The 13,190-nt window shown below is 69.4% G+C and carries 9 protein-coding genes and 4 pseudogenes; 5 read left to right on the forward strand and 8 right to left on the reverse strand.

Annotated elements, in window-relative coordinates; all coding sequences use genetic code 11:
• Nucleotides 1–141: 141 nt before the first annotated feature.
• The gene (locus tag ABZ861_RS27470; protein WP_361635340.1) at nt 142–819 is read right to left on the reverse strand and encodes a TrkA family potassium uptake protein; all 678 of its coding nucleotides are present in this window, start codon (nt 817–819) and stop codon (nt 142–144) included.
• Nucleotides 819–1,490 (reverse strand): TrkA family potassium uptake protein, encoded by a 672-nt coding sequence (locus tag ABZ861_RS27475; protein WP_361635565.1) that lies wholly within the window; start codon nt 1,488–1,490, stop codon nt 819–821. The genes ABZ861_RS27470 and ABZ861_RS27475 overlap by 1 nt, the downstream gene beginning before the upstream one ends.
• 547 nt (nt 1,491–2,037) lie before the next feature.
• Between ABZ861_RS27475 and ABZ861_RS27480 the strand changes: the two genes are divergently transcribed.
• Both ABZ861_RS27480 and ABZ861_RS27485 read left to right on the forward strand, forming a co-directional pair.
• Complete coding sequence (locus ABZ861_RS27480; RefSeq protein WP_361635343.1) at nt 2,038–4,116, forward strand: APC family permease; 2,079 nt, start codon at nt 2,038–2,040, stop codon at nt 4,114–4,116.
• Between the two features lie 189 nt (nt 4,117–4,305).
• Nucleotides 4,306–5,673 carry a TRAM domain-containing protein gene (locus ABZ861_RS27485; protein WP_361635346.1) on the forward strand — a complete coding sequence of 456 codons (1,368 nt, stop codon included), beginning with the start codon at nt 4,306–4,308 and terminating at the stop codon, nt 5,671–5,673.
• 342 nt (nt 5,674–6,015) lie between these two features.
• On the opposite strand, the gene ABZ861_RS27490 is transcribed toward ABZ861_RS27485, so the two are convergent.
• Nucleotides 6,016–6,927, reverse strand: coding sequence for an AraC family transcriptional regulator (locus tag ABZ861_RS27490; protein WP_361635349.1), 912 nt, complete (start codon nt 6,925–6,927; stop codon nt 6,016–6,018).
• Between the two features lie 237 nt (nt 6,928–7,164).
• On the opposite strand from ABZ861_RS27490, the gene ABZ861_RS27495 reads away from it, so the two are divergent.
• Entirely contained in the window at nt 7,165–8,508 is a 1,344-nt protein-coding gene (locus tag ABZ861_RS27495) for an aldo/keto reductase (protein WP_361635352.1), read from the forward strand.
• Between the two features lie 107 nt (nt 8,509–8,615).
• Here ABZ861_RS27495 and ABZ861_RS27500 read toward each other — a convergent pair.
• Nucleotides 8,616–8,768: pseudogene (locus ABZ861_RS27500) on the reverse strand (transposase); the annotation flags it as partial.
• Nucleotides 8,769–8,777: 9 nt separating this feature from the next.
• Between ABZ861_RS27500 and ABZ861_RS27505 the strand changes: the two are divergent.
• Both ABZ861_RS27505 and ABZ861_RS27510 read left to right on the forward strand, forming a co-directional pair.
• Nucleotides 8,778–9,176, forward strand: a pseudogene (locus ABZ861_RS27505) (transposase); the annotation flags it as partial.
• A 291-nt stretch (nt 9,177–9,467) separates the two neighbouring features.
• Nucleotides 9,468–10,214: a hypothetical protein gene (locus ABZ861_RS27510; protein ID WP_361635355.1), complete on the forward strand. Its 747-nt coding sequence runs from the start codon at nt 9,468–9,470 to the stop codon at nt 10,212–10,214.
• A gap of 55 nt (nt 10,215–10,269) precedes the next feature.
• Here ABZ861_RS27510 and ABZ861_RS27515 read toward each other — a convergent pair whose 3' ends face one another.
• From ABZ861_RS27515 to ABZ861_RS27530, 4 genes and pseudogenes are all read right to left on the reverse strand, one after another.
• Entirely contained in the window at nt 10,270–10,887 is a 618-nt protein-coding gene (locus tag ABZ861_RS27515; RefSeq protein ID WP_361635358.1) for a DUF6000 family protein, read from the reverse strand.
• Between the two features lie 96 nt (nt 10,888–10,983).
• A pseudogene (locus ABZ861_RS27520) lies at nt 10,984–11,600 on the reverse strand (hypothetical protein).
• Between the two features lie 44 nt (nt 11,601–11,644).
• On the reverse strand, nt 11,645–12,109 hold the full coding sequence (locus tag ABZ861_RS27525; RefSeq protein ID WP_361635568.1) for a DUF2199 domain-containing protein: 465 nt from the start codon (nt 12,107–12,109) through the stop codon (nt 11,645–11,647).
• Nucleotides 12,110–12,486: 377 nt separating this feature from the next.
• Nucleotides 12,487–13,042 (reverse strand): annotated as a pseudogene (locus ABZ861_RS27530) (hypothetical protein).
• Nucleotides 13,043–13,190: the final 148 nt, after the last annotated feature.

Genomic DNA, 13,190 nt, shown 5'->3' on the forward strand with positions numbered 1-13,190 from the left:
CCCGCTCCGTGGGCACGCAGATCGGCAAGGAGATCACCCGCTCCCTGTTCGGGACGGCCCGTCGCGGGCGGTGACGCCGTGCCCGCCTGCCCGCCCCGGAGATCTCCGGGGCGCCCCGCCTCTCTACCGCCGTCAGGGCGCTCAGCCCTGCGCGTCCGCCCGCCGGACCGACAACAGGTCCTCCAACTGCTCCTCGCGGGCCTGCGCGGCCACGAACAGCAGCTCGTCGCCCGGCTCCAGGGAGTCCTCCTGGGACGGGGTGAGCACGCGGGTGCCGCGGATGATGGTGACCAGGGACGTGTCCTCGGGCCACTCGACGTCGCCGACCTGCGTGCCGGCCAGTGCCGACTCCTCCGGCAGCGTCAGCTCCACGAGGTTGGCGTCGCCGTGGCTGAAGCGGAGCAGGCGCACCAGGTCGCCCACGCTCACCGCCTCCTCCACCAGGGCGGACATCAGCCGCGGGGTGGAGACCGCGACGTCCACGCCCCACGACTCGTTGAACAGCCACTCGTTCTTGGGGTTGTTCACGCGGGCCACGACGCGCGGGACGCCGTACTCCGTCTTCGCCAGCAGCGAGACGACCAGGTTCACCTTGTCGTCGCCGGTGGCGGCGATCACGACGTTGCAGCGCTGGAGCGCGGCCTCGTCCAGGGACGTGATCTCGCAGGCGTCGGCGAGCAGCCACTCGGCCTGCGGGACGCGCTCGACCGAGATGGCGGTCGGCGCCTTGTCGACGAGAAGGACCTCGTGTCCGTTCTCCAGCAGCTCGCCCGCGATCGACCGACCGACCGCGCCGGCTCCGGCAATGGCGACCCTCATCAGTGACCGCTCTCCTCTTCGGGGCCCTCGGCGAACGCCGCCTCGACCTTCTCCACGTCGTCCGTCCGCATCATCACGTGCACGAGGTCGCCCTCCTGGAGCACGGTCTGCGAGGTCGGCAGCATCGCCTCGCCGAGGCGGGTCAGGAACGCCACCCGGACGCCCGTCTCCTCCTGAAGCGTGCTGATCTTGTGGCCGACCCACTTCGCGGAGGCGTGCACCTCGGCGAGCTGGACGCCGCCGGTGGGATCGCGCCACAGCGGCTCCGCGCCCGAGGGCAGCAGCCGGCGCAGCATCTGATCGGCCGTCCAGCGGACCGTGGCCACGGTCGGGATGCCCAGGCGCTGGTAGACCTCGGCGCGGCGGGGGTCGTAGATGCGGGCCGCGACGTTCTGCACGCCGAACATCTCCCGGGCCACCCGGGCCGAGATGATGTTCGAGTTGTCGCCGCTGGAGACGGCGGCGAACGCGCCCGCCTCCTCGATGCCCGCCTCGCGCAGGGTGTCCTGATCGAAGCCGATCCCGGTGACCCTGCGGCCGCCGAAACCGGGACCCAGCCGGCGGAAGGCGGTGGGGTCCCGGTCGATCACGGCGACCGTGTGCCCCTGTTGCTCCAGGGTCTGGGCGAGAGCGGAGCCCACTCTCCCGCAGCCCATGATGACGATGTGCACGACCGTCCTTCCGGTGTCCATGGCTAGTGCTCAGCCCCATCAGGGTCTCAGACCGAGTGACAAGCTACACACGCGCGGGGCGGGGTGGGCACCCCTGTGCCGTATGGCGGACGGATCGGGGCGGCGCACCCGCGCGGGCCCGGACCCAAGACGTTATTCCGCTTCCGCGGGCGCTCGGCGAGTGATGCTGCGCACGCTGCACAGGGTCAGGAACCCGAGGCTCAGCAGCGCCGCGGCGGCGCCGATCAGCTCCGCGGTCGGGGGCATGGGACCTCCGGGCGTTCGGGGGAGACGGATCCGTGACGGAGAGGTGACGGGGACGTCACGGAGAACAGATGCGAAACCGGGCGCAATGAGCTGCAATGGGCGAGGAGGCGGGGGAGGGACGGCAGACGGCGGACGTTCGAGTCGCGAGATTCCGTCATCTAGGCACAGGCCCCTCTCACCTGCGGAATCCGCAGCGCTCCCGGCTCGGGAATTCACTCGTGAGGCAGATCTCGGGCGGCAGGTGGGCGACCTTCAGTTCGACCCCTTACGATCCTTTGTTGTGTCCAAACTGACCGACGTGCCCAAACGGATCCTGATCGGGCGCGCACTGCGCAGCGACCGGCTGGGAGAGACCCTGCTGCCCAAGCGCATCGCTCTTCCCGTCTTCGCCTCCGACCCGCTGTCCTCCGTGGCCTACGCGCCCGGCGAGGTGCTGCTGGTCCTGTCCATCGCGGGCGTGTCGGCGTACCACTTCAGCCCCTGGATCGCGGTCGCGGTCGTGGTCCTGATGTTCACCGTGGTCGCCTCCTACCGGCAGAACGTGCACGCCTACCCCAGCGGCGGCGGCGACTACGAGGTGGCCACCACCAACCTCGGCGCCAAGGCGGGGCTGACGGTGGCCAGCGCCCTGCTCGTCGACTACGTGATGACGGTCGCGGTCTCGATCTCCTCCGGCATCGAGAACCTCGGGTCCGCGATCCCCTTCGTCGTCGAGCACAAGGTGCTCTGCGCGGTCACCGTGATCGTGCTCCTGACGCTGATGAACCTGCGCGGCGTGAAGGAGTCGGGCAAGCTCTTCGCGATCCCGACCTACGTGTTCGTCGGCGGCGTCTTCGTCATGATCCTGTGGGGCGCGTTCCGCGGGCTCGTCCTCGGGGACGCCATGCGCGCGCCGACCGCCGCCTTCCACATCAGAGCCGAGCACCAGGGCCTGGCCGGCTTCGCGCTGGTCTTCCTGCTGCTGCGCGCCTTCTCCTCCGGCTGCGCCGCCCTCACCGGCGTCGAGGCGATCTCCAACGGCGTCCCGGCCTTCCGCAAGCCCAAGTCGAAGAACGCCGCGAGCACGCTGGCCCTGATGGGCCTGCTCGCCGTGACGATGTTCTGCGGCATCATCGGCCTCGCCATGACCACCAAGGTCCACATGGCCGAGAACCCGGCCACCGACCTGCTCAGGGGCAGCACGCCGATCGGCGCCGGATACGTCCAGAACCCGGTGATCTCCCAGGTCGCCGAGGCCGTCTTCGGCAAGGGCAGCTTCCTGTTCATCGTCCTGGCGGCGGCGACGGCCCTCGTGCTGTTCCTCGCGGCGAACACCGCGTACAACGGCTTCCCGCTGCTCGGCTCGATCCTCGCCCAGGACCGCTACCTGCCCCGCCAGCTCCACACCCGCGGCGACCGCCTCGCGTTCTCGAACGGCATCGTCCTGCTCGCGGGCACGGCCACCTTGCTGACCGTCGTCTACGGCGCCGACTCCACCCGGCTGATCCAGCTCTACATCGTCGGCGTGTTCGTGTCCTTCACGCTCAGCCAGATCGGCATGGTCCGGCACTGGAACCGCCACCTGGCCACCGAGAAGGACACCGCCAAGCGGCGCCACATGATCCGCTCGCGCGCCATCAACGCCTTCGGCGCCTGCCTCACCGGCCTGGTGCTGGTCGTCGTCCTGCTCACCAAGTTCACGCACGGCGCCTGGGTGGCCCTGCTCGGCATGTGCATCTTCTACGCGACGATGACCGCGATCCGTAAGCACTACGACCGCGTCGCCGAGGAGATCGCCGCCCCCGAGGGCCCGAGCGACGACCTGGTCCGCCCCTCCCGGGTGCGCTCCGTCGTCCTCATCTCCAAGATCCACCGCCCCACGCTCCGGGCCCTGTCCTACGCCAAGCTGATGCGCTCCGACAGCCTGGAGGCGCTCACCGTCAACGTCGACCCGACGGAGACCAAGGCGCTGCGCGCGGAGTGGGAGCGGCGCGGCATCGACGTGCCGCTGAAGGTCCTGGACTCGCCCTACCGCGAGGTCACCCGGCCGGTCATCGAGTACGTCAAGAGCCTGCGCAAGGAGTCCCCGCGCGACGCGGTCTCGGTGATCATCCCCGAGTACGTCGTCGGCCACTGGTACGAGCACCTGCTGCACAACCAGAGCGCGCTGCGCCTCAAGGGCCGACTGCTGTTCACGCCGGGCGTCATGGTGACCTCGGTGCCCTACCAGCTCGCGTCCTCCGAGGCGGCCCGCAACCGGGCCCGCAGGCGCCAGGAGTGGAGCGCGCCCGGCGCGGTGCGCCGCGGCCCGGCCCACCACACGCGCCCCAAGGAGGCGGCGGCGGCGAAGGCGCCCACCGAGCCCACGTCGCGGGCCTGAGCCGGTCCGGGGCCGCGGACCGGTGAACCGGCCGCGGCCCCATGGGGCTCCCCGGGATGGAGCCCCATGAGGTGCGCCTCCCTGGCCTGCCGCCGCGGCCTCGTGGCGAACGGCCGGACGGCGTCCACGTAGACTGGTGGGCTGTTGTCCGGCCGCCGTACCCCTTGATCCGATCTGGAGTCACCCACCATGCAGGCAGAACCGAAGAACGCGCGGGTGGGAACGCGGGCGGAGGACCAGCCGACGTCGCTGGTCGGCGCGGAGTACGAGGTCGAGGTCGGCCCCGTCGCGCACGGCGGCCACTGCATCGCCCGCACCGCCGAGGGCCAGGTGCTGTTCGTCCGGCACACCCTGCCCGGCGAGCGCGTGGTGGCCCGCGTGACCGAGGGCGAAGAGGGCGCCCGCTTCCTGCGCGCGGACGCGGTACGGGTGCTGGAGGCGTCCAAGGACCGCGTCCCGGCCCCCTGCCCCTACGCCGGCCCCGGCCGCTGCGGCGGCTGCGACTGGCAGCACGCCAAGCCGGGCGCCCAGCGCCGCCTCAAGGGCGAGGTCGTCGCCGAGCAGCTCAAGCGGCTGGCCGGCCTCACCCCCGAGGAGGCGGGCTGGGACGGCACGGTGATGCCCGCCGAGGGCGACAAGCTGCCCGCGGGCGAGGTCCCGCAGTGGCGCACGCGCGTGCAGTACGCCGTCGACCCGGCCACCGGCCGCGCGGGGCTGCGCCGCCACCGCTCGCACGAGGTCGAGCCGGTCGAGCACTGCATGATCGCGGCGGAGGGCGTCAGCGAGCTGGGCGTCGAGCAGCGTGACTGGACCGGCATGGAGACGGTCGAGGCGATCGCGGCCACGGGCTCGCAGGACCGCCAGGTGATCCTCACCCCGCGCCCCGGCGGCCGCCTTCCGCTGGTCGAACTCGACAAGCCGGTCTCCGTCCTCCGGGTCGAGGAGAAGGACGGCGGCGTGCACCGGGTGCACGGCCGCCCCTTCGTCCGCGAACGCGCCGACGGCCGCACCCACCGGGTCGGCTCGGGCGGCTTCTGGCAGGTCCACCCGAAGGCCGCGGACACCCTGGTCACCGCGGTCATGCAGGGCCTGTTGCCGCGCAAGGGCGACATGGCCCTGGACCTGTACTGCGGCGTCGGCCTCTTCGCCGGCGCCCTCGCCGACCGGATCGGAGACAAGGGCGCCGTCCTCGGCGTCGAGTCCGGCAAGCGCGCGGTCGAGGACGCCCGCCACAACCTCGCCGACTTCCCCCGCGTCCGCGTCGAACAGGGCAAGGTCGACTCCGTCCTCCCGCGCACCGGCATCACCGAGGTCGACCTCATCGTCCTCGACCCGCCCCGCTCCGGCGCCGGCCGCAAGACAGTAGCCCACCTCACCTCCCTGAACGCCCGCCGCATCGCCTACGTGGCCTGCGACCCGGCAGCCCTGGCCCGCGACCTGGGCTACTTCCGGGAAGGGGGGTATCGGGTGCGGACGTTGCGGGTGTTCGATCTGTTTCCGATGACGCATCACGTGGAGTGCGTGGCGATCCTTGAACCGGCCGCAAAAGCCGTCTGACCTGCGGGTTTCAGTGGTGTGCGCTATGTGCGCTATGTGCGCTATGTGCGGTGTGGGCGTTACGGGCGATATCTTGACGCTGAAATGACGCTCTCCGCGCCTGCGACCAGCCGCCACCGCAGCCCGCCGCAGGATGAAGGCCGGCATCAACACGATCCTCCCGCCATCACACCCCGCAGCGGCCGCCCCCTGACCGCGTGAAACGCGCAGACGCGCGGCTGCCCTGCGGGGCGGAGGCATCCTCGTTCTCTGTGCGCACCGCGACGTCCCCGGCCATGCAGGTGGCTCCATCGAGCCGAAGAGCCTCGAACGGCCATGACCGGTCGAGACCAGTGACGCTGGTCAGACCCGCATGGGCGACGTGTCGACGGCTTGACTGGGTGGGGCGCCGAACATGCGGCGGTATTCCCGGCTGAACTGGGAGGCGCTGGTGTAGCCGACGGAGTGCCCGACTTCCGCGACTTCGTGGGCGCCGGTGAGCAGGCGCATACGGGCCTCGTTGAGGCGGAGGTGCTTCTGGTATTCCAGGGGGGTCATGGAGGTGACGGTGAGGAAGTGGCGGTGGAAGGAGGAAGGGCTCATCGCGGCGGCCGCGGCGAGGTCGGCGACGCGCAGCGGTTGGTCGTAGTGGTCGCGGATCCAGCGGATGGAGCGGGTGAGGTGGGCGAGTCGGCTGTCGGGGAGGCCGATCTGGCGGATCGTGGCTCCTTGCGGTCCGGTGAGCAGGCGCCAGAGGATCTCCCGCCCGATGCCGGCGCTGAGCGCGGCCACGTCTTGGGGGTTGTCCAGCAGCGCGAGCAGCCGCGCGATCGCGTCCAGCAGCGGCGGTGGGGCCTGGCCGACGCCGAAGGCCGACGGCGAGTGCGCGCCTGGCCGTCGGCTGGTGGTGCCGGTGGTGCCGGTGGTGCCGGTGGTGCCGGTATCCAACAGCAGCGAGGCGATCCGGTCGGGTTCCAAACGGAATACGACGGCCAGGAAGGGATCGTCGTGGTCCGCGGCGACGATGTTGCCGACGACGGGCAGATCGACGGACGCGACGAGGTAATCGCCGGCGCCGTAGCGGTAGACCTCGCCGTTCAGAGCAGTGTGCTTGACGCCGCCCGCGACCAGAACGAGGGTCGGTTCGAGGACGTCACCGACCGGCTCGGTGGTCCGGGGCGCGCGTAGGACCGACAAGCCCGGCAGCGCGGTCGCGGTCAGGCCCTTTCTCGCGTGACGCGAGATGGCGTGCCTGATATCGAGCAGCAGGTCCATGCTCTCAGTAGAGCATGCGGACGTACGATCACCGCGAGGTTGACAGCATCAGGCAAGGGGCGGGCAGGATCGTTCTAGGGCTGCGGCCGTCGGCGGCGGTTACCTGGAACTCATGACCTCCCCGGATCCGACATCAGGCTCGGACGCTCCGGTCTGCGGGTCGGCACGATTTCGCCGGGTACATCGGCCTTCGGTGAGGACCACGAATGGGGCGCGAGCCCAGAAACGTCGGCCGGGATGACCGTGGCCGACTCGACCGGCGGAAGTCGTCGACACCGCCTGCCTCGCCTCGCCGACGCTCCGAGGCACCGGCCGTCCCGGGTCTCCTCAACCATCCCCGGCGCGGATCGGCTGGCCGACGAACACGGCTCGCTCGACGTGACGCTCGGGACGTCTGCTCGACGCCGCTCGCGTCCGGATGCCGACGTGGGATACGACCGCGAGGCTCGAGTTCCCCGACACCGCAGCCGGCCGGGGCGTCGGCCCACGTTCTCAACGTCATCGATGAGTCCGCCGTGCCACCGGTCACGCGAGAACGGTGCGGAAGAGCCGTCCGAGAAATCCGTACAGAAAAAGGGAGAAGAAATGCAGAAGCGATTCCTGGGTGAGAGCGGTCTCGAGGTTTCCGCGCTCGGGCTCGGCACCATGAACATGACTGGGCCATACGGGCCGCCGCAGGATCCGCGGGAGATGATCGCCCTCCTGCGGACGGCCGTCGAACGCGGTGTCACGTTCTTCGACACGGCGGAGGGCTACGGTCCGCTGGAGAACGAGAAGCTGCTCGGTGAAGCCTTCGAGGGCATCCGCGGCGACGTGGTGATCGCCACCAAGTTCGGCATGGACATCGATGTGGAGACCGGCGAGCAGGTCGGCGGTCTCAACAGCCGCCCCGATCACATCCGCACGGCGGTCGCTGCCATGCTCAAGCGGCTGAGGACGGACCACATCGACCTCCTGTACCAGCACCGCGTCGACCCCGAGGTGCCGATCGAGGACGTCGCGGGCACCGTCGGGGAGTTGATCGCCGAGGGCAAGGTCCGGCACTTCGGCCTCTCGGAAGCGGGCGTGCGGACCATTCGGCGCGCCCACGCGGTGCAGCCGGTCACCGCGCTGCAGAGCGAGTACTCGCTGTGGTACCGCGGGCCGGAGACCGAGATCCTCCCCACACTCGAGGAACTGGGCATCGGGTTCGTGCCCTTCTCGCCGCTGGGCGCGGGCTTCCTCACCGGCAAGATCGACCTGACCACGGACCTCGACGAGAGCGACTTCCGCAGCGCCGTCCCCCGTTTCGCCGCGGACGTCCGTGAGGCGAACCTGGCCTTGGTCGACCTCATCCGCGAGGTGGCGGCGCGCAAGGGCGCGACGCCCGCGCAGCTCGCGCTGGGGTGGCTGCTGGCGCAGAGGCCCTGGATCGTGCCCATCCCCGGCACGACGAAGCTGCACCGCCTGGAGGAGAATCTGGGTGGCGCGGATGTCACCTTCACCGCCGACGAACTCGCCGAGATCGACGCGGCGGCCTCGAAACTCCAACTGGCGGGCGACCGCCTGCCGAAGCCCATGCTCGACCTCACCGGACAGTAGAGGCCACAGGGACAGGCGCCGCTGAAGGGGCGACAGAGGCCGACGGTGAGCGTCATGCACACGGAGTTCGCGGGAGCTCTTCGAGCGGCTAGGCCGTTTCTTTCGGATCACCTTGCCGACCAAATGAAGATGGCGGCGAGGTGGAGTCCTGCGAGGTAGATGGTGGCGGTCTTGTCGTAGCGGGTGGCCAGGCCGCGCCACTGCTTGAGTTTGCTGATGCAGCGCTCGACCGTGTTGCGCTGTTCGTAGGCGTCGTGATCGTAGGCCGCACGCCGGGGCAGTGGGGTGACGCCCCGCAGACGGTCGAGGTCCTGGACCGGATCTGGGTGCCACGGCCGCAAGGCGGACGGCCCCGGACCCGGCCCGATCACGTCAGCGGCGACAAGGCCTGCAGTTCCCGCCGTAACCGCCGCTACCTGCGAAGACGAAGGATCAAGCACACGATCCCGGAGCCGAAGGACCAGCGAGCCGACCGCCGACGCCGAGGCAGCACGGGCGGAAGACCCACCGGCTTCGACCGCGAGCGATACCGGCGCCGCAACGAGGTCGAACGGACCGTCAACCGACTCAAGAACTCCCGAGCCGTCGCCACCCGTTACGACAAGCGGGCCTACGTCTTCCACGGCACCGTCACCACAGCAGCAATCCGCCTATGGCTCCGACCATGATCCGCCGGACAGGCCCTAGCCGATTCCGATGAGGAGATCACCCACCAACAGCTCGACGATCTACCTAACAGGCCGACCACTCGCTACATCCGCGACGTCCTCGTCGCCGCCGCGGTGCTGCCGCCGCGCGACGAACGATTGGAGGCTCTGCCCCGCTGCGCGGACGCCCTCTTGGCCCAGGCACCGCTCCCTCAGCGACAGCTCGTCACCCCCTTCACCCATTGGTATCTGCTCCACCGCATCCGCCGGGGCCACCGGCACCGCCCGCCACGCGCCAGCACACAACACCAGATGCGATCACGACTGCGCCGGGCCCTGGAACTGCTCGACTGGCTCGACGAACACGGCACCGCTCTCGGGGAACTCACACAGCCAGCACTCGAGATGTGGCTAGAGGAAGGAACTGTAGAACGTCGTGAAGTGCGTGCCTTGCTCACCTGGGCGCGAGGTCGGGGCCTTGTCGGCGAGATCGTAGTTCCCCGGGCACGCATCGCTGCCCCCAGCGTCTTCATGACAGACGAGGAGCAGGCCGAGCAACTGCACCGGTGTCTCGGCGACGATTCTCTGCCTCTCGATGTTCGTACGGCCGGTGCCCTGACGCTCCTCTTCGGGCTGCAGCACACCAAACTGCTCGAACTCACCGTGCGCGACGTCATGGACGACAACGCGATGGTGGCGCTCAACCTCGCAGGCCATCGCCTTCCGCTGCCGCCCGAAGTTGCCCGACTGGTCCGTGCGCAACGCGACCAGTGCCAGGCCCGCTGGCAGCTCGATCAGACAGCCAGCACAACACCGTGGCTGTTCCCCGGCCAGGAGCCCGCCCGCCCTCTCGGAGCCACCTACCTCAATCTGAAGCTCCGCCGACACGGCATCGCGCCCCGCGCCGGCCGCAACAACGCTCGTCTCGTGCTCGCCACAGACCTACCGGCGTCCGTCCTCGCCGATTTCACCGGCACCAGCATCAGCAACGCCACCCGCTGGACCGGGTACGCCAGACGCGACTGGTTCGACTACATCGCGTCCCGCACACAGATCTGACCGCTCCCCCGGGCGGCGATCACGGCCCAGAAAGACCACCGGGAGATGGGGCCGGTCATCGCGCCTCGGCGCATTCGTCGATGAACGCGCAGAGCCGACGAATGAGGCTCAAGGATGAGGGTGTGGGGTCCGAGTCGTCCTGCATGTGCGGTGCGTCCTGGAGCCACTGCTGCCATAGGCCACCCGGTTGCCGGAAGCGGTCGGCTTGACCACCTCCGAGGTTCAGGTCGATGAACTGGAGAGCGCCCATGACGACAGTCTGGTCGTACCCGAGGTCAGGACGACGGAGGTAGCGATCCAGGTAGGCGGCGAGCAGATCGGCGTCGCGCGCCGTTCCAAAACTGGCCAGGGCCACGCTGTAGGCCAGCCCAGCGCAGCAGACCTCGCTGGCCAGCAGGAGTTCCCCGAGACGCTCACGGAACTCGGTCCGGCGGGAGACAGCTACGAGCCAAGCCGCAGTTCTCCGCTCTCGCCAGCCGCCTTCAAGCAGCTTGGCGATCTCATCGGCGGTGATGAGTCCTGCGTCCTCACGGAGATCTCGCATGAATCGGTCACAATCAGGACTTTGCGTTCGCAGCAAGCCGCCGCCGAGCTTCAGGTAGCGCCGCTCGGGCGTGACATAGCGGCGAACCAAGGCCAGCAACTCGGCATCGTCGTGAGGATTGCGTATCACACAGTCGATCTTGCCTTGCCGCCGCGGAACAGAGCCAGCTCCTTCCTTGCCCTGCTGTTACTGAGCACGGGCAGACCCAGTTCCAAGGCCCGCGGGTCAGCCGCCATGGAGGCCCCACTCGTCGAGACCCCCGTAGATGTGCGCTTCGAGGCATTGCGGGGCGCCAAGGCCCACGGCCTCACGCCGGTACACGGCGATGAGGGAGTTCTTGCCTCGCCACCAAGAGTCCGTCACACCCTGTACTGCGGGGACCGGTTCGAATTCGCCGAGATCCAGTGCGTGCACGGTATTGCGCGTGTTCCTTGTGACGGTTGTGGTCCAGCGGCGGGCATGAGGGGCGAGCGCCAGGGGTTCCACCCATCCCTCAGTACTGGCATGCAAGGGCGTCCAGCGGTCGGCGGCGATGCCGAACGCACCGTCGGGGCCGATCACGAAGCTGTATGCCATGAACACCCGGCAGTCCCCTGCCGGGAACGACCAGCCTTCTGCGGACATTTCCTCTGGGCAGTCGGCGTTCAGGATGCGCGGACCGCCCTCGTGGACGGGGCTGGCGGCAAGGCGAGGCCGCCCCAGTGTTCCTGGAAGGCAGTTGCCCGTTCGATCTCCGCAGCGGGGATCCCGTGCTCGATCCACGCGTCGCGGTGGCGTCGTATGTCCTGCCGGCGAACGCGGATGCCCTCCGTCTCGATAAACCGCTGGGCCCTGCGGCTCAGGCCGGCAGGCGCGACCGGGACGGGCGATACGGGCTGGTCAGCCGTTACCGCTGCTCGCCAGCACCGGCGTGGAGCACGGTTGACGCAATCTCCCGCAGGCGCTCCAGGCTGATCCCTGTGCGCTGCTCGATGGCGAGGGGGTGGTCGGTGGGCTCCAGTTCGACGGAGGGGCGCTCGCCGACCGGACGGGTATGGACGCGCGTCTTCAGGTTGAGCGTCGTCGCCGGGTACACCGGAAGATCTGTGGAGAGCCAGCCGAAGTACGGCTTCTCAGCCTCGCGACCGGGCCTGTCCCACAGATCCGAGGCCCGGGAGAAGTTCTCTCGGCTGAGCGAGACCCAGACGCCCCAGGAGAACACCTCGTCAACGCCGATGACCGGTATCTCGATCAGGCCCTTGACGAAGTAGTGCTGCCCGCGTACCACGCACTGGTCCGTAGAGAGCAAGCAGTCCTCGGCGTCGGCGAAGGCCGGATCCCACACGGCGGGGGCTTCCGCCGTGTAGTTCATCGGCAGCTCAGGGTGCTGGGCCCCGCAGCACCCGCAGGTGAACCCCAAATCACTGGTCATGGGCCCGGAGCCTAGCGACGGCCTCCAGACGTACCCGAGGGGGGTTTACCCGACCACCGCTCTGCGCGGCCAACTACCACGCTCAGTCACAGATGGTTCCCCCGAGGACAGGCGATGGCACGTGGCTTCCGTGGCGCCTTGGCACTGGAATACCGCAGCTACGGAACAAGTGCACTCCGCCAACACCGTTCGCGCGGAGAGGACGTTCTGCTCCAGGCCCCGCTGGTCCCACTCGTCGGTTCACCTCCGCTTAGGCGGAGGTTAACCGAGGCCCGATCAACAGGGCGGCACCGGCTAGACGAGCCATTCAGATGTGATCAGTGGTCGTAGGCGATCAGGGATCGCATGACCGGCTGCGTGGTCTTGTGGTCGTGCCAGATCGCCGCGGCCAGCGCGAGGACGCGTTGGGCGACGCGGACGGCGACGCCCTCGAAGGTCCGGCCGTCGTGCTGTTCGGGTGCGCCAGGGCCCACAGGACCGGCATGCCCGTTGGGGTGCACACCAGGTACAGCCGCAGGCCCCAGAAGAACGGGAGTGGTCGGCGCAGTATCCGTATCCGGCCCAGCCGGCCAGGTCCGACCGCTTCACCGTGGGACGCGAGCGACCGCACTCGACCGGGGTCGAGTCGATGATCCAGTGGTTGTCGAACCAGAAGCCGGTGTCCGTCGCGAGGAGCCGTATCACCCGCTTGACCAGCGGCAAAGCAGCCCTCAGCCGCTTGTTCCAGCCCGGCTGCTTCGGAACGTAGGGGAACATCGCGCCGAGGCGGGAGGAGACGAACCGCAGCCACCCGGACTCCGAGGCGAAGCCCAGCATCGCCTGGGCGACGGCAAGGCTTCGCGGCCGTGGCATCCGCCACCGCATCGCTCGCAAAGGCGTCCTGTGCGGCTCTGCTGGTACGGCGGCGTCGGTGGCCTTCCGTGTCACGACGCCTGCCCCAGGATGTGGAGAGCTGGCTTGGGTTGCCGTACGCACTCCGTCGCCGGGTAATCCGGTTGTTTCGCACCGCCCCACAGAACCA

The organism is Streptomyces sp. NPDC046985 (genome assembly GCF_040644415.1).
GTDB lineage: Bacteria > Actinomycetota > Actinomycetes > Streptomycetales > Streptomycetaceae > Streptomyces.